Raw genomic sequence first — 17963 nt, 5'->3', positions numbered from 1 at the left:
TGATTTACCTACAGACTCTTAACTTGAATATCGGAGAAGTGTTGGCCTTCCATGACGTACTGAGCACCACTCACCACGACGAAATCACCATCGTTGAGCGTTGATTCAACACATACGGTATTTTGGGACATCGAAACCACGTCCACAGTCACGCCATGAGCTTGCTCGTTCTTAATCGTGAACACTTGCTCGATGCCAGATTGATTCACCAACGCTGAATACGGTAAACAAAAATTACTGCTAGCTTCGCCAAGTTGAGTTGTCAGTGTGACGGCTTTTCCTGGCAACACTGACTTGTTGGTTGTTTCTACATGGTAAGTTACCGCGTAGGTCTGTTTGATAAGGTGAGGTGACGTGGCAATTTCAGCGGCGTACCCAATCAGCTTTTCCTCTGAGCCATACCAATTGATAACAGCGGTTTGATTCGGTTGGAACTCATGAATCAAGTTTTCTGGGACTTGGATTTTAACTTCAAGTTGTTCGGGGTTATGGATTGTGAAAACCGAAATACCCGGCAGGACTTGTTCGAACTGATCGAAGTTCGATGCCGCTACAACGCCGTCGAAGGGTGCGAGCAGTTGGGTATAACGAATCGAATCTTTCGCACGGCGTATGTTCTGTTCTACGACTTTAACCGCCGCTTCACTTCGTTCATAACCGCTGATTGCACGGTCTAGGTTAACATCGGCAATCGCATTATCAGCGATGGCTTGTTTTACTCGTACAAGTTCGGATTTCGCTAATTTGTGTGCAGATTTCGCTTCGAGTGCTCGAGCTTGTAACTCTTCTAACGCGACTTGATAATCATGAGGGTCTAACTGCGCAAGTGGTTGGCCTTTCTTAACTGAATCACCAACCGACACCATCATTTTTTGAATAGTGCCAGGCACACGAAACGCGACGCCAGCCGTTTCTGATGACTGCAATTTTCCTGTGAACGATTTTTCAACTTGATGAGAGAGAGGTTCAAGTTGGATAACTTGAATCGGGCGCGTTTGTTTTTGAGCTATCGTCGCCTCAGAGTCATTACAGCCAAACAGAGCGGTTAGGCTTAGTGCAATGACTGTGTATTTGAAGATAGGTGTCTGCTGAAAGATAGACGAACGCTGCAAAACAGATGAATGTTGAGATATAGGCTTCATGGATTACTCCTGTCAATTTATGGAGTAATTCTATCTTTCAGTCTTGTTTAGATAATCTAGTCTGCACGTGAAACACTGTCACATTATTCGTTACAATAACTATAATTTCGGAAGTTCTTGTAATAAAAAATCAATCAAAAGCTGTGCTGAATGGCTTAACGCTTTACGCTGAGGATAGAGCAGCCATGCTTCTTCTTCTTGAAGATTCTCGTCGGGGAACAGGTTAATCAGACTGCCGTCTTTAAGTTGCTGTCGTACCAAGAGTTCTGGTAACAACGCGATGCCTCTATGTCGAATTACACCGCCTTTCACGAAGCCAATGCTGTCGCTGACGACCGAAGGTTCAACTTTGATGATGTGATCTTTGATGTCCCATTGTTTATCGATGTCGCCACTTGGCCACCTGAAGCAAACAAATGGGTAATTGGTGAGCTCTCTTAGGTTTGAGGGCTTGCCTTGTTTCTCTAGAAACTCAGGGCTTGCGACAAAAATACGTTGGAGAACCATCACTTTACGAGCAACCACGTTAGCGTCGCTCAACGTACCACCATGCATAGCGAGGTCTAACCCTTGACGGTACATGTCGACAAAGCCGTTACTAATGTTGCGAATATCAAGCTCAACCTTGGGGTACATATCTTGGAATTTAAACAGAGTCGACTGCATGATGTCGCTGGTTTCAGGCAATAGACCAATCTTAACTTGCCCGTGTGCAACTTCTGAAAGGTTGGAAGCGACATGATTCGCTTTGTCGAGCGCACTTAATGCATTGAGTAGTTCTTTGTAATAGAGCTGGCCAGATTTGGTTAAGGAGAGGCTTCGTGTAGTTCTAAAAAACAGTTGAATGCCGAGAGACTTCTCAAGGTCGTTAATTCTACGGCTAACGTTAGCTCGGGGAAGGTCAAGTGCATTGGCTGCGGCAGTAAAACTACCCAGTTCGACTACAGTGGTAAATAGCTTAAGATCTTCGATTTTCATAACAACGGCATTTAATCGTTTTTAGAACAGTATGTTGGCATCGTATACCAATTGGATTTTAAAATCGAAGCGTTCTTGGTTTTGGCTTATTTTAAGACAGTAAGAAGCCAGCTGATCAATCATTATCAAAGCTGGCTTTGTGTTCGCATGGGACAGACTGCTCTATTTTTCACCTTGGACTAGGCAGCTTGTTTTTTCGCCTCACACCATATCAGTTTAACGACCTCGACCGTCGACCATCACAATGATAGTTTTAGAAATGATGCTGAGATCAGCGGCAATCCAAGACTTAACAGAACATAGGCTTAATGCGTAACTATGGTCAAAGCCCACTTTACGACGTACATCATCAATACAGGTATCATAACCTTGATTTACTTGTGCAAGCCCCGTAATACCGGGCATTACGCCGTATGTACGGTCAGCAAAGTAAGGGATTTCGTTTTCTAGTTTGGTGTAAAAAGTAGGGCGTTCAGGGCGTGGACCAATTAGAGACATTTCACCTTTCAATACATTGAACAGCTGTGGGAGTTCATCAAGACGTGTCTTTCTCAAAAAGCGCCCAACGGGTGTAATTCGTGGGTCATTCGCTGTAGCCCAGACTGCGCCAGAACGCGTTTCTGCATCTTCGTACATGCTACGGAACTTCATGATTTCAAAGATTGCCATTTTCTCCGGCGTAGATTTACCGACACGCAATTGGCGGTAGAAAATAGGACCGCGAGATGTCAGTGCTATCGCCATCGCAATCAATGGAAATACTGGCGCTAGCAAAATCAAAGCAATTAGTGAGCTTACGAAATCAAACGTACGTTTAGCTCGTGAGATTTTGTATTGGTATAAGTTTTGAGTAGATAGCTGTTCAATGTTCATCATAATAAGTCCTTAATGATTCGCTCGTGTCCAAGGTGAGTTTTCTAGTCCGATTAGGTAACGAATGCCACCAATGAAGTTGGCATAGTGTCCAACTATCAAATAAGAGATTAATGAAATAGGTTTGTTTACTAGACGCTTTGGCAAGATACAACCAAGTACGCCAATGGTATAAACGGTAACTTGAGCCCATAACAGTGCTTCAAACACCAAGTAGTTGCTAAGCAAGATGGAACACACTAAACACACGATCATTAAATATGGTGTTAGGAGGCGAAGTCCTTTTCCTGAGAAGAACGCAAACGCGATGCCCTTGAACTTAGGGCTGAACAAGCCAAACAATCGAATCGCTTGTTGCATGTTGCCCGCTGATATACGAAGTCTTCTTTTGAAGTCTGTTTCTAAATTTGATTCTTCTAGCTCTAATGCAACCATTTGGGTTTCGTATTCTGCGATGTAACCTTGTTTAACGATTTGCATTGGTAGAATGAAATCATCGTTGATGGTGTTTAATGGCAGTAGTTCAAACAGGTGTGTTCTAAACAAGTAGAAAGCACCATGAGAACCTAAGCTAGAACCTAATGATGCCTCAGACTCTTTAACGGCTGTTTGATACTGCCAGTAGGCGTTTTCGCCTTCATTGCCTGTAGGGCATAGTTGATACGTTGCGTTTACCACACCAACCTTGTCACTTTCAAAATGAGCCGCTGCAATAAGCAATGCATCCAATGAAATAAGGGCTGATACGTCACTTAGCGCCGTAATGTCGCTTTTTGTACTTGTCACTTCTTCATTGATAACCGCAACTTTTCCTCGGTTGGTCTTGTGGTCATGTATCTCGAAATAGATATCGCTGCACATCGCTTCTTGAATCGTCATTTCGGCGATTTCTACCGTGTTATCAGTGCAGCCATCACAAGCAATAATCACTTGTAGCTTCTTTTTTGGGTAATCTAATGAAGCAAGGTTACGAACTTTATCTGCGATCCATTGCTCTTCGTTAAATGCCGGCACAAGAATGGTAATGGTGGGTAGTGTGCAATCTTGTTGCTCGTCTTTATAACAACGATGGCTCTCTTCAATTTGACGCGCAGGGTGACTTTTCGCATACCAACGCAGTAACAGTGGATAGGCAGCGTGATGGTAGACAATCAGCGCACCAGAGAATAAGCAAAGTCCTGCAAGCAACCAGTCGATCATGCGCAAACTCCTTCTGAGATATCGTTGTAAGAGGCAACCATTTTTACAATGTCGAAGTTGTCGAGTACGTAACGACGAGGTGATAAAAAGCGTTCATTTTGCTTTTCTAATAGCGCACTAGCTAACCCCACAATGCTGCCGCTTTTGACGAGGGCGCCGCTGACTGGACATAAGGTTTCATCGACAGCTCCTACATTCATCGCGACGGTAGGGATGTTGCACGCCTGAGCTTCTAGTGTAGAAAGTGGCAGCCCCTCATGACGAGAAGGTAAACAGAAGGTATCCAAAGCGCCGTAAAAGGTGGTCATGTCTTCAATAAGGCCAAGGAAGATCACACGGTCGCTCAAATTCAAGCGGTCAGTGAGTTGTTCCAGTTGCTTGCGTTTTGAACCATCACCAGCCAATGCGACAACGGTGTTAGTCGGAAGTAAGGTAAGCGCTTTAATCAGTTGGTCTTGACCTTTCACGTGTTCTAAACGTCCCGCACAACCTACGATGTGTTTATCGGTTGGTAGATCGAGTGTTGCTCTCGCGTTTGCTTTTGACATCGGTTTGAATTTCTCGCAATCCACACCGTTTTTAATCGTGATGATATTGTTGTATGAAAAGGCAGAGCGAAGTTGGTTGTAAACACGGGTTGCATCGGCCACCAAAGTTGGCTGAGCGGCTTTAAGTGCTAATGCTTGTAAGCGACGGCGTTTGTTATTTTTCAAATGCCATGCATCATGCTCAGTATGAATTCGAGTAGGAACCCCTGATACGCGGGCAGCGTAACCCGCGTAGAGCAGTGGGCCTATGTGATGCGTGTGAACAACATCAGGGCTAATTCCTCTAAATGCTTTGATGAGTTTTATGATGATGTTGAATTGAACACCGGGCTCTTTATCTAAAAACACGATTTGGTTGTGGTAAGGCTTCAGCTTCGGCCAGTTTGCGATGGATTCTGCTTTCGTGCCTTCTAAACTGACGATCAACACTTGGTCTGTTGGTTTAGCAAGGCGCAGCAAATCTAACGTTAGGGTTTCTAATCCGCCTGGGGCAAGGTGTTGAACAACGTGTATGATCTTCTTGCCATGCTTTGTTATCTGGTTATTCATAATTTGGACCCTGCCTTTATAATTCTTGTTTCGCCTTTCTGACGTTTCTCTTGAAGTAACTTCTTTAAAACGTTTGACTACACAAGGAGATTGCAGGAGTTGTGCCAATTAAATAGTTGCTATATTTCAGCAGCTTATGGCGAATGATTCTAGGGGGATTTTCATTTCTCAAAATGGGAATCAAAACAGAATACGAATGAATGGCTGTTTGAATCATGGTGTTAAATCATGGGGAAAGTTCAGGGGAAATCGAAAGTGGGATCAATAATTGGGGCTTTATAAAAGCAAAACGCCAACCGAGTGTTGGCGTTTAGTATTTGGACACTAGAAAGCACGAAGCTAAGAAGCTAGCAAGTTAAAAAATGGCTTTAAGGCTAATCAACTCATTTTAGGGATAACAGTAATCACAGGGACACCTAAGATTTCTTCAATTTCATCTTTACGCTTGATTGAAGAGTCAAACAGCTCAAACAATATCGCCAACCCAATGCCAAGGCCGATACCGGCAACGAAACCAGCCAGAACAAATACAAAAGAAGGTATGTTAGATTTGATACTAGGCGTGAAGGGCAAATCGATAATCTTCACACGTTTGTTTTGCTCGAATACACCAAGCGAACCCGTTAGTTGAGCCATTTCATAACGCTCTGTGAGTTCATCGGATAGCTGGCGCTTAATGTCTACTTGACGTTTAAGGCGATACATCTCTTTTGCATTCTCACCGAAGTTATTCGCCTTGTGTTCTAATTCAAAAATCATAGTACGAAGGCTTTTAGTCTCTTCAGTTAAAGACTCAAAGCGAGCTCGAACCAGTTGTAAGCTGTGTAGCTGGGTGACCAAAAGAGGTTGGGTATCCGACAGTTTGTTCAGTGTCGTGCTACTTGCAATGTCCCAAAGCTGGTCGCTGTTCATCGTTGGTTGGGTTACATCGAGCAAACTCTTTCTCTCATTTTCAAGTCTGTCTAGTTCACGAACTTTAGCTTGTACGGCACTGTGTTTGTTTGTGTATTTGGCTTGAAGTAGAGCCAGTTCACTACGAATGTCGATGATCTGATCTTCTATTCGACCTATCACTGGGTTGGTTTTTGAAAGCTGTTGATCGATTGACCCTAAGCTTTTTTCAACACCGGATAACTCGGCCTCTTTTTCTGCGAGTGTTTGTTTGAGTGACGCTAAGCGATTCAAACTTTGGCTCTGTACCTCAGGCGTCGAATGAACATTCTCATTCATGTATAAGGCAAGAGCTTCTTCTGCTACTTCAAGTTCAGCACTGCGCTTATCTATATGAATTTTCAAGAAGTTGCTCGAGTCTTCAATCGAAGAACGTTCTGGTGCTAACAGTTGCTCAATAAAATGTTCACTCACCGAACGAAGCGTTTGTTCCATTCCATTTGGTGTGTTTGACGTTAAGCTTATCTTTAGAAAGTCTTTTCCAAGTTGAGTAACTGATAAACGCTGAGACAAGTCAGTAATGATCTCTTGTTTCTCAATTTCAGGCATATCGGGCGTGGTTAATTGCAGTTCATCTGCGACCGAGTAAAGCACATGTCGACTATGAAGTAGTGTTCTCAACGCGTTAAGGCGGTCTTTGAGCATGGTAGAAACGGCGATGTCTTCCAAGAATGGATTCATCTTGGCCGTTTCTTGAATCAACATACTGGTATGCGCGTCATATTTAGTCGGAGCCAACTTGCTCACACCAAAGCCTACAAAGGGCAAAATAAGGATTGGTAGAACAATAACGTAGCGTTGGCGCCACATGGCATTGATGATGACTAATAACCGCAATTTCAGATTATTCATAATAGCTCCAACATCCAATGTACGAAGTTACCGCGGTTCTGCCAACTGTCTTTGGAGACAACAGATACTGGCGAGTTTTCAAGGTGACGGCTTTGCTCGAGAGCTTCGACCATCTGTTGTCCATTATCAACGGACGTAACGTGATTCTTATAAGGAACCATTGCAGGAAAAGGGGTGGTCACGATAGGAGTTCCCGCGGCTAGGTATTCCATCAACTTTAATGGACTGCATGCTCGGATCTGTTCGTTATCCACGAAAGGTAATAGGCTCACATCCCAGTGTTGTGAATAGCTTGGCAACGTGTGATGTGGGCGAGGCCCCAAGTAATGAACATTATCGAGGTTAGGCAACGACAATGTATCAAGCTCATTAGGGCCGATGAATACAAAGTCCCATTCCGGCATTGCTGTCGCCACATGTTTGACCATGTCGTAATCCAGCCATTGAGATAAGCTTCCGTAAAAACCTGCAATCGGGCGGTGGTGGCTTGGCAAGTCGTGTGCTCTTGGAGCTGGTGTAGAAAATAGCTCGACATCGACACCATGTGGTAAGAGTTGCGCTTTCTCACTAGGGAATTTGCCCATCAGCTTTTCACTAGCAGCGAAGATCAGATCTGATTTTTCAATCAATTCCAATTCATGCTGTGCGACAGTTTTGTGGTCAACGCCCGCAAGTGCGTTAAAGTCATCCCCGCAGTAATAAACAACCGCTGACTCGCCTAAGTGTCCGCACAAATCAACAGCGGTCGGTAGCGAAGTCCATAAGATAGGATTATGAAGTTTCAGCTCAGCAATAATTGGCTTCAACTGACGTAACATCATTTGCTGAGCCAGTTTTCTAGACAGCTTAGAAGAAGGCGCAGGAATGGTTTTCAAGTTCACGACCGTTATGTTGCCTTGGTCGTTTGAATCCGCGACATGTTGAGGACCCAGCATGTTTTGAGTAACTGCGTTGCTTCGCCCTGTCAGTTTATTGAATGCACGAGTGATGTCTTTAACTGACAGTCTTGGCTGTCTAAGACCAATAGAGTTTACCCATAAGACTTTATGTTGTTTAGCCAAGTGGCGAACCAAGTGTTGAGTCGATGAAGGTAGGCCACCAAAGTCTTCACCAAATACGATTAAATCACGCATGGTCGCCTCCATGAGTCTCTAACGAATCGAATACATCGGATTCGGTCACTTCAACGGATTTAATCTGACCGACAACTCGAGCAGGGTTGCCGCCTGCGATTGTGAAGGCAGGGATGTTCTTTGTTACCACGCTGCCTGCGGCTATTACGGCACCTTCGCCGATGGTTACGCCACCTTTAACGGTAACATTGGTGCCTAGCCATACATCTTGTTCAAGAATGATGTCGCCGATTTGCTGAGGGTCATCGCCTTCACCTAGTGCTCGACGTTTTGCATCAAGCGGGTGTCCAGAGTATCCAAACAGGAAAGCGCCGCCAGCGATGCGTACGTTGTCAGAGATAACGACTTTACCTCCAACTGCGATAGTCGATTGCCAACCGATGTCTACGTTGTTGCCAATCGACAGTAGTGGGTGTTCCAAGCCTTCAAGTGGTTGGGTACAACCAGAGAATGTCGTGTGGCCAGAGATACGGCAGTTATCGCCAATCGTAATTTGTACCGGACCGCTCACGAAAGGGAGGCCACCGTATAAATACAGGCGTTTCCCACATTGCGCGACACGACCTTTGAAAGCTGGTGTCCAGTAGAAGAACCGAGTAAAACCAGAAACCAAATTCACGACAAGCTTGTGTGCTTGGTATAGGCAGCGATTAAGTACTTGAGGGGTAGGTAGCTCTGTGCTTCTGATGTTTTTCAAAATGATAAACACATTTCTAATTCGAGAATTAGGGTGAAACTTAAGCCAATGTTTGAATTGATGTATAGATACTGACGTCATAATGAAAATCCTCTTTTTTGTTATATAGAAGTACTTTCATATATTGTGCCATTTAATAAATTTATTATTTTCAATGTGTTACAATTTTTCTTTTAGATTTTCTCATTTTGACAGGCAGTATGAGATACGTTCGCAACAGCAACAATCAATGCGGAAAGGATATAGATAGGCCAGTTGAAGCCTTGTGTTAGGAAGGTACCCGAGACGATGGTGCCAATTAACCCAGCATATACGGCGTAAGCCGCGGCATTGAGATTTGGGTCGATTGCGTTGGTCGTATCTGAAAGCTGTTTGAGTGTCGAGCGTATTGTTTTGATCAGTGAGCCAATCAATATCAGAAAGATAATCAACCCTAGAAAGCCAGTTTCTGCGAGTACGCCAAACCAAGTACTGTGAACCGCATGATTCAGTCCGTCCCAGTGCGAACTATAAAAGAAGTAATTAGAAAAGAAATTGTTTAGGCCGACTCCGGTTAAAGGGTTATCCAGTGCCATTTTGAACGCGGCTTCCCATGCATAGATTCGCCCCATTGCAGATTCATCAACCCCTTGTTCAGCAGCACCGCCTGATGCTCTGTCTGAAATTCCAGCAACAAAGTAAAGGCCAATCGCTCCGATCGCGCCCAAAGTGATCAACAGTGATTTTGATCGTATTACTTTGAACGCAAAAATCCCGACGACTGCTAGCGCACCAAGTAATCCACCACGGCTTTGGGTTGCAACGATAGCGGCAAGTAACAATACAGCGACACCAATACTCAATACACGCTTAAAAGCATGAATGCCATGGGTGGTCGTCTGACTGAGCGCAAACGCAAGTGGAAACAAGAGAACCAGTGCTAAATCATTAGGATCTCCTAACATCGAGCCAAAATCACGCCCAATAGTGACACGTGACCCTTCGACTAATCCGATACCATTGATTGAGTTATTGATTGCAATAAGTGCGACTAATGAACCAGCCATCATGATGATTGTCGATGTCTTTGCTAAATTTTCGACGCTGTTTACCAGCCACACGATAGCGAGTGTCATCACCATTATTTTCCAATACACGCCTTTAAATTCAGCTAACGCTATTGGACGGTTAGACGCGAAGATCAGACCGATAAAGACGAGAGCCCAAAAAACAGCAAGCCAGCTCAATGTAGGGTGCCAGAATATTTTAAGTTCTTTGCTGATGAAAGCATGCCAGAGCAAAGCGGAAAGCGCGCCTAGCGAGAGTAATAGCGGTATCTTTAACGAATAGAGTTGAGGTATCGCTTCGTGGATTCGAAAAAATGAAAAGACAACGAACAGTATCACCATCCAAAAGGTTTTGTTAATAACAAACATTCCGGCCAAAGGAAGAAGTGCTAGCGCAACAATAACAGCGGGATGCGGCACGAAGTACCAGACAATACCGAGCCCGACACACAAGGCGCTGATCGTGATGATGACTGGCAATCTATTGGCTTCAGGGTTGACCATTGTGACCTCTATTCGCAAATAAACTCTTAATGACTCGGCTCGCAATCTTTTGAGACGTAGTTACGCCTGATGTTAAATATTGCAAAGCGAGTGCCAGTTATGCATTTTGTTTAACCAACTGATTTAGCTTTAGATTATTAGGATAGGGCTTAGCCTTGAGTTGAGTTTTGTCATTTTGAGAATCAGTATAAAACTGACTAAAGTACTTAAATCATCAAGTCCAAATAACCAGTTATCTACTAAGACGAGTATTAACGGTCGAGTTGATAGATTTCTAACAACTGCGGGACAACGGCTTGTGGCGAGTATTGGTGTTTGACGGTTTCTATCGCGTTATTCTTGAGGGAGTCACGTTGCTCACTCGTCAATGACATCCACGTGGATAAATGCTGTTCTAGTACTAACGCTGTTTCTGAATCAGATTCTGAATTGGCGAGGTAGCCGTTGACTTGATGCTCGATGAGTTGAGGCAAATTACCAACGGAGGTGGCGAGAACAGGAATGCCCCGAATCATGGCTTCTAATGCTGCCATCGGCAAGCCTTCAAAGCGGGAAGGGATGATTAACAAATCGATTTGGCTCCAGACGTCGTCCATATTGGTCTGATGCCCATGAAAGGTAACATTATCAGGCTGCGATTTAACTAAATCCTCCATTTCTGGTCCATCACCAAAAAGCTCAAACCGAACATCAGGAAACTGTTTAGCTAATGCGATAAATCGATCAGGCGCTTTTTCGTGGCTTAATCGGCCTACAAAACCAACATGGAATGGGCTTGACGAAGGGGCATTTGTTAACCCGGTTGGCACTTTAACAAAGTTATTCAATTGATGGGTTTTACTCGGCACTTTCGCTTTAATCTTCTCACTAACCACGAGCGACTGATCAGAAAGGAAGCTGCTGTAACGGTCGAGCCAGTCATAAAGCCATACTTTGCCTGTTGGGGTTTCACCTGCGTGATAAGTGGTGATTTGTTTGGTATTGCTTAAACGAGGTGAGAGTTTTATGAGCTTGCTGACCAAACTGGCTTTGTAACCATGAGCATGGATAAGCCTTGGCTGATAATGTCGAACTGCACGTTTAAGTTGTGTCGCGCTCTTGCTGCTTGAATCCGCACAGCAAGAGGCTAAATCGGAGAGGTAACTATAAGGGATATGCAGCGCATCTAACTTTTCAACGATGATCGCTTCAGGCTTAAACTTAGTCAAAAGAACGATTCTAACAGCCTCTGAATACTGAGCGCTTTCAGATATCAGGCCTTGTGCTAATTCTAAAACATGCGTTTCTATACCTCCAAAAGTTTGGCTGTCGATCAACAGCCAGATCTCATGAAGGTTTACGTTGAGTACACCTTGTTTAGGCTTGATTGTACTCATCTTCCGATTCCCAAGCCTGCTTCTTACGGTAAACGGTAGAAGGGCTAAGTTCTAACAACACAGCAGCGTTTAGCACATTCCCATCGCAATGATTGATCGCGTGTTGAATGGCTTCGCGCTCTATTTGCCACATTGGACGAATAGCACCTTCGTTTGTTGTAAATGCGGGCGTCATCGGGTCGTTGTCAGCGGGAACAACTGACGATTGCTCCAACTCTTCAGGAGTAATCGGTGGCAACTTAGCTTCTGGTGCTTCCACAACAGCAGCTTGGGGCGCCGCTACTCGAATCGGTGTCACTGATTTCGAAGTTGGAGCTGCGTCTACTTTATTAATAGGAGGCGGTAACATGTCTTTGGTCACGCTCGTTTCATTGTTCAACACCACGATGTTACGGATGATGTTTTGCAACTGACGGACGTTGCCTGGCCACACATAACGTTTAAGTAGATTCTGCGTTTCTTTGTCTATGGATTTGAACTTCTTCTTGTCTTGCTTCGCATACAATTTCAAAAAGTGATTAGCCAAAGTCACAATGTCACTTCCTCGTTCACGAAGTGGTGGCATCTCGATAGGCACAACGTGAACACGATAGTAAAGGTCTTCTCTAAAACGTCCTTCTTCGACCTCAACCAGTGGGTCGCGGTTGGTCGCACAGATAATTCTGACATCTACTTTAATCTCGCGATTACCACCGAGTGGAGTAAACGTACCTGTTTGCAGAAATCGTAGGAGCTTCTTTTGCATCTCCAGTTCCATTTCGCAAAGCTCATCGAGAAATAGGGTGCCACCATGCGCTTGCATCGCCGCGCCTTTACGGTCGGTTGTCGCACCGGTAAACGCACCTTTGACGTGACCGAAGATTTCACTCTCCATTAGGTCTCGAGGGATAGCGCCACAGTTAATGGCAACGAAGGGCTTGCCGTTACGCTGACTCTCCTGATGAATAGCCTCCGCGCACACTTCTTTACCCGTACCACTTTCGCCGTTAATAAACACGCTAGCGGTGGTTGGCGCCACCGAATCAATGATCTTGTAGACAGCCTGCATAGGTAGGCAAGAGCCAATGAAATTATGAAAGCGGTCACGATCAAACTTGCTTTGCATGTCATCAACGAGGTTCTCTAGCTTAGCTCGTTTCAAATGCAAGCGAACAGAGGTCTTAAGTCGATCGGCTTGAATTGGCTTTTCCAAGAAATCTTCCGCACCGCGTTGGATAAGGTCTACAGCAATATTAACTGAGCCATGTGCTGTCGCGATAATGACGGCGGTCGGTATTTCATTTTCGCTAATCCAATCTAGTACTTCTTCACCTGGCATGTCGGGCAACTTAAGATCGAGAATAACAAGCTGTGGAGAGTGCCTTTCAATGAAGATCTTAGCTTCTGCGCCGGTTTCGACGTGGAAAATATCGTAGGGTTCGTCTTTTACGTACTGCTTGTAGAGTACGGCGAGTGAGGTGGAGTCTTCAACTAACAATACCTTAGGGCGCATTGTGTATTCCTTTTGAAACTTTATCCTAACCAATCAATAACATAGTGGTATGCATCCATCAATACGAGTCTTGTTTATTTGTTATCTACCGCATGCAATCTCTTAACAAACTATAGATGTACTTCTCGCGTTGTTGGTCACGCCGGAGTGCATGTTAATGGTGGCTATATTGATAACCACTATATTGATAACCACTATATTGATAACGACTATGTTGAGTTTTTGTCTGATACTTATGATGAACATCCAAAGTTAACTGAAACCAGCCTCTTTTCTTTCAAGCAAGGCTTTGATTGAACGATCTGCGAGTTCTAGTAATTCGTCAACTTGTCGAAATGCTGCATCATGATTCTGTTCTAAACATTGCTTCTCTAAGGCGCGAGCTAACTCACCCAAAGGGCGATTACCTAATGAGAGCGCGGTGCTGCCAAGAGTGTGGACCTCGAACTCAAGTGTTTGAGCGTCTTTCTGAGCGACAGCCTCTTTTATGGCGACCAAGCGTGTTTGTGATTCTTCAACATAATGGTCGATCAAGATCGGGATAATATCCGCACTTGTATCGCGAATCATTTGCTCTAGAACGCTTTCATCAACAAGCTCGCTAACTTCTTGTGAGTTTAGATGTGCAGCTGTGTCTGACGCTAAAGTGGAATTCATCAAACTAAGTCCTTCTATTGAGCCTAATATCCGTGAGTACTAATAAGTTCTAGTCATTTTCTAGAATAATTTCAACTGCTTGCCGTATAAACAGAGCAATTAATTACCATCTCACTCATATTGCTACAGGGTTTGTGACAAGCGTACGGACTTATTTAATTTTGTTTTCTCTTATGAAATATAAACTTAGGTGCCTATAAACGTAAGGGGCGGGTAGAGCTCAGGAGAAAACGAGGCCGATACAAATAAAAAGACCACTGCAGTGAATTAACAACAGTGGTCTTAGAGGGGTTAAGTAGTTTAGGCTACGAAGCTTTATCAATCTTTGGCTTTGGGTCAGCTTCTACTTCTTCCTCGCTACTTTCAGAGAAGATATCAGCAACGGCGCTTCTCTCTAATTCACCCTTCAGATTTCCATCTTCGTCGACAACTGGAAGGGAGTAGTCACAAGACATGGTGTCTGGTAGAACTTCTTCAATGACCGCATCAGGTAAAACAGCAGGAACCTCTTCGTAAATCTCATCACTGAAGTCATGAACAGAGGCATCTTCAACGGCGTCTTGTAGGCTCTCTTGTGTGACTAGGCCTTGATAGCCGTCATCCGTTACGTGATAAGCGTAATCGTTTTTCAGCATCTTCATTTGTGCCAGAGCACCTTCAATCGTTTCTGAAGTGATTCGATAGAGAGGAGGCTGCATAACCGTTTCAACCGTCAATGCACGAGCACGGTTTACGTCTTTAACGAACGCCTCTACATAGTCATCGGCTGGATTCAGCAGAATCTCATGTGGTGTGCCTTGTTGTACCAACTCGCCATCTTTCAAAATTGCGATTCGATCGCCGAGACGGAGTGCTTCATCCAAATCGTGGGTGATGAAAACAATCGTCTTATGAAGCTTCTGTTGAAGTTCGATAAGCTGATCTTGCATTTCACTTCGAATCAAAGGGTCGAGTGCCGAAAAGGCTTCATCCATTAACAAGATTTCAGCGTTAGTACACAGAGCGCGAGAAAGGCCAACACGTTGTTGCTGACCACCAGAAAGCTGGGCAGGGTACTGCTTGCCGTAACCTTTCAAACCCACTGTTTCTAACCATTCATTGGCTTTTGCTAAACGGTCTTCTTTTTTAATGCCTTGTACTTCCAACCCGTACGCAACGTTTTCTACCACGGTGCGATGAGGCATTAAGCCAAAGCGTTGGAATACCATCGACATTTTATGACGGCGGAACTCTTCTAATTGCTTGGTGTTGAGGCTCATTACATCAATGCCTTCGACCATGATTTTACCCTGAGTTGGGTCAATTAAACGGTTGAAGTGGCGAATTAGAGTCGATTTACCCGAGCCAGAAAGCCCCATGATAACGAAGATTTCACCGCGGTTAATCTCGAGATTAATCTCTTTTAAACCGACGGTATGACCTGTGTCCGCAAGAATCTGATCTTTGTGTTCGCCGTTCTGAACTCGGTTCATAACAGACATCGGTTTCGGTCCAAACACTTTGTATAGACCACTAATTTCAATCAATGGTTTAGTCATGCTTGAGTCCTCCTAAATGCGCATTGGTTCTTCTTGCGTATGCCTGGGAAGCGCGGTCAAAAAGAATTGCGAGGGCAACAATGGCGAAACCATTCATCAAGCCTAATGTGAAATATTGGTTGGTGATGGATTTAAGAACTGGTTGTCCTAGGCCTTTCACGCCAATCATGGATGCGATAACAACCATAGACAGTGCCATCATGATGGTTTGGTTGATACCCGCCATGATCGTTGGCATTGCTAGGGGAAGTTGAACACCCCATAAGCGTTGTTTTTTGCTCGCACCAAATGCGGTAGCGGCTTCAAGTACTTCTTTGTCGACCAAGCGTATGCCTAGGTTGGTTAAACGAATCACGGGTGGGATAGCGTAGATAACCACGGCGATTAGACCTGGAATTTTACCGATGCCGAGTAACATCACCACTGGGATCAAGTAAACGAATGCTGGCATGGTTTGCATGATATCAAGCATCGGTGTAACGATAGATTGAGCTCGATTTGAGCGAGCCATCGCAATACCAATCGGAATGCCTAAGAATATCGAAACCAAGGTACAAACAGTAATTATACTGAGCGTCCGCATGGTGTCTTCCCACATTCCAAAGTAACCAATAAGGAGCAAAGAAACGACACAACCTAAAGCCAGTTTCCAAGAACGACTTGCGGCGTAGACAAGGCTTGTACAAACGGCGAGGACTATAATCCAAGGGGTTGAGATAAGAAGTTTTTCAAACCAAACAAGGAATGAAAGAAGAGGGTCAAATAGAGATTCAATCATTTCACCGTATTCACGAGAGAATTCACGGTATGCGCCATCTAGCGTCTTTTTTATGGTTCGTAAATCAGCGCGTTCCATCTCTGGAAAGCTTGATAACCAATTGGTGTCAGCCATTTTATATCCTTATAGTTCGGAGCCACTTGTTCATGCGATGAGGTATCGCCTATGAAAAGGGCTCCGAATCATGAATAACATCAAGTATAGCGACGTTATTTCCGTATTATTGAAGCGTAATTGTTTGTTATTAAACCAAGCTCTTACAGCTCTGCTTCAACTTTCTTAGCCACTTCTTGAGAAACCCATGGGTGCCATATTTCTGGGAACTCACTCAAGAAATGGATACTCGCTTCTTCGCCATCCGCTTGGTTGTCTTCCATCCAAGCAAGAAGTGAGTTCATTTTGTCGTTAGTGAAACCACGTTTAGTGAAGTAGTCGTAAGCCTCTGGTGCTCTCGATGCGAAGTCTTCTGTAGTGACTGTGTGCACTGGTGAAGGCGGGTACATGGTCGCTTTAGGTGAATCACAGTCTTCTTTAGTGGTACAAGTTAGGAACTCTTGCTCATTAACACCACTGCCAAAGTCAACTTTAACCATGTCGTATTTACCTAGAACGGCAGTTGGCGCCCAGTAATAACCAAACCAAGCTTCTTCGCGCTCATAAGCTTTTGCGATAGAGCCAGATAAGCCGGCACTCGAGCCTGGATCAACAATCGTGAAACCACTGTCTTCCAGCTCAAGAGCGTTAAACAAGTTTCCGGCGCTGATCTGACAGTTCCAGCCTGCTGGGCAACTGTAGAATGCTGATGTATCTGGGTCTTCAGGGTGCTTAAATAAGCTAGCGTTTTTACGTACACCTTCGATGGTTGCCATCTCTGGGTATTGTTTAACTAAGTAAGCTGGAACCCAAAAGCCTTCTTCACCGCCATTCACAAGTGCTTTACCTGCGTAGCGAAGACGTTTTTCTTGGACACCTTTGTCCAATGCATCTTTTAAGCTGTTGCTCCAAAGTTCAGGTGCAACATCAGGCTGACCTTTTTCAATCATGGATGTGCCTGTTGGCATGGTGTCGCCAGGGATAAGTTCAGCATCACACCCATAACCATGTTCTAGGATGAATTGGTCGATATTGGCGATCAGTGTTGCAGAGTTCCAGTTCATATCTGCGATTGTTACGCTGCCACATTCTCCAGCGTTAGCATTACCGCTGGCTGCTGCTACTAACAAAAATACGGAGCTTAACTTGTATTTCATATTGAGTTTCCTTTCTCTTTAATAATACAACTAAGGTAACCAAGGTAAATTGATTATCTAAATTGCTCGATGGTGATCCTTTCCGTGTATTTGAACCATTTGAGCAGAAGGAGGGATGGGTGAAGTTTGAATAGATAAATGTGCAAAGTCAGTGAAGTGTGATTTGCCAATTCATCCACTGTGTTTCAACAGCCATCGGATAACTTTGTCAAACTATTACAAATTCGTCAAAAACCACCTCTATTTATAATCTTAGGGAATAATCGTACGAATTCCATCTTTGATGCGATTTACATGGCACTTTAACCGTCCGTGTCACATTACCGCTAAAGTTAGGCATGGGGCTGTTGATTTTTGAAGGGATTTAAAGGTGGTAAGACCATGATTGACGTATGTGAA

General features: G+C 44.3%; 15 protein-coding genes. All 15 read right to left on the bottom strand.

What is annotated here, in order from left to right:
* Positions 1 to 8 precede the first annotated feature (8 nt).
* The 15 genes from L3V33_RS11885 to L3V33_RS11815 all read right to left on the bottom strand — a co-directional run bounded on the left by L3V33_RS11885 (position 9) and on the right by L3V33_RS11815 (position 17564).
* Positions 9 to 1142 (bottom strand): efflux RND transporter periplasmic adaptor subunit, encoded by a 1134-nt coding sequence (locus tag L3V33_RS11885; RefSeq protein ID WP_237290441.1) that lies wholly within the window; start codon positions 1140 to 1142, stop codon positions 9 to 11.
* A 99-nt stretch (positions 1143 to 1241) separates the two neighbouring features.
* Positions 1242 to 2120 (bottom strand): LysR family transcriptional regulator, encoded by an 879-nt coding sequence (locus L3V33_RS11880; RefSeq protein ID WP_237290440.1) that lies wholly within the window; start codon positions 2118 to 2120, stop codon positions 1242 to 1244.
* A gap of 216 nt (positions 2121 to 2336) precedes the next feature.
* Positions 2337 to 2996, bottom strand: coding sequence for a sugar transferase (locus tag L3V33_RS11875; RefSeq protein ID WP_017077278.1), 660 nt, complete (start codon positions 2994 to 2996; stop codon positions 2337 to 2339).
* Positions 2997 to 3005: 9 nt separating this feature from the next.
* Positions 3006 to 4193, bottom strand: a complete 1188-nt coding sequence (locus L3V33_RS11870) for a glycosyltransferase family 2 protein (RefSeq protein WP_237290439.1) — start codon at positions 4191 to 4193, stop codon at positions 3006 to 3008.
* Positions 4190 to 5290, bottom strand: a complete 1101-nt coding sequence (locus L3V33_RS11865; protein ID WP_114633536.1) for a glycosyltransferase — start codon at positions 5288 to 5290, stop codon at positions 4190 to 4192. Before L3V33_RS11865 ends, L3V33_RS11870 begins: the two co-directional genes overlap by 4 nt.
* A gap of 378 nt (positions 5291 to 5668) precedes the next feature.
* Positions 5669 to 7093: a Wzz/FepE/Etk N-terminal domain-containing protein gene (locus L3V33_RS11860; RefSeq protein WP_171329837.1), complete on the bottom strand. Its 1425-nt coding sequence runs from the start codon at positions 7091 to 7093 to the stop codon at positions 5669 to 5671.
* Positions 7090 to 8226, bottom strand: a complete 1137-nt coding sequence (locus L3V33_RS11855; protein ID WP_237290438.1) for a glycosyltransferase — start codon at positions 8224 to 8226, stop codon at positions 7090 to 7092. The genes L3V33_RS11860 and L3V33_RS11855 overlap by 4 nt, the downstream gene beginning before the upstream one ends.
* Entirely contained in the window at positions 8219 to 9004 is a 786-nt protein-coding gene (locus L3V33_RS11850; RefSeq protein ID WP_237290437.1) for an acyltransferase, read from the bottom strand. Before L3V33_RS11850 ends, L3V33_RS11855 begins: the two co-directional genes overlap by 8 nt.
* A gap of 92 nt (positions 9005 to 9096) precedes the next feature.
* Positions 9097 to 10473: an O-antigen ligase family protein gene (locus tag L3V33_RS11845; protein ID WP_237290436.1), complete on the bottom strand. Its 1377-nt coding sequence runs from the start codon at positions 10471 to 10473 to the stop codon at positions 9097 to 9099.
* Positions 10474 to 10724: 251 nt separating this feature from the next.
* The gene (locus L3V33_RS11840) at positions 10725 to 11849 is read right to left on the bottom strand and encodes a glycosyltransferase family 4 protein (RefSeq protein WP_237290435.1); all 1125 of its coding nucleotides are present in this window, start codon (positions 11847 to 11849) and stop codon (positions 10725 to 10727) included.
* Positions 11830 to 13341, bottom strand: a complete 1512-nt coding sequence (locus L3V33_RS11835) for a sigma-54 dependent transcriptional regulator (RefSeq protein WP_237290434.1) — start codon at positions 13339 to 13341, stop codon at positions 11830 to 11832. The genes L3V33_RS11840 and L3V33_RS11835 overlap by 20 nt, the downstream gene beginning before the upstream one ends.
* Before the next feature lie 252 nt (positions 13342 to 13593).
* A complete protein-coding gene (locus L3V33_RS11830; protein WP_054547762.1) occupies positions 13594 to 13998 on the bottom strand; it encodes an Hpt domain-containing protein in 405 nt (134 codons plus the stop codon).
* Positions 13999 to 14303: 305 nt separating this feature from the next.
* Positions 14304 to 15536, bottom strand: a complete 1233-nt coding sequence (locus L3V33_RS11825; RefSeq protein WP_054547761.1) for a glycine betaine/L-proline ABC transporter ATP-binding protein — start codon at positions 15534 to 15536, stop codon at positions 14304 to 14306.
* Positions 15529 to 16428 (bottom strand): proline/glycine betaine ABC transporter permease, encoded by a 900-nt coding sequence (locus L3V33_RS11820; RefSeq protein WP_054547760.1) that lies wholly within the window; start codon positions 16426 to 16428, stop codon positions 15529 to 15531. The genes L3V33_RS11825 and L3V33_RS11820 overlap by 8 nt, the downstream gene beginning before the upstream one ends.
* Before the next feature lie 143 nt (positions 16429 to 16571).
* Entirely contained in the window at positions 16572 to 17564 is a 993-nt protein-coding gene (locus L3V33_RS11815) for an ABC transporter substrate-binding protein (protein ID WP_065205217.1), read from the bottom strand.
* Positions 17565 to 17963: the final 399 nt, after the last annotated feature.

The organism is Vibrio sp. A2-1, assembly GCF_021728355.1.
Taxonomy (GTDB): domain Bacteria; phylum Pseudomonadota; class Gammaproteobacteria; order Enterobacterales; family Vibrionaceae; genus Vibrio; species Vibrio splendidus_K.
The sequence above is the reverse complement of the archived record's forward strand: the minus strand, read 5'-3'. Positions and strand labels throughout refer to the sequence as shown.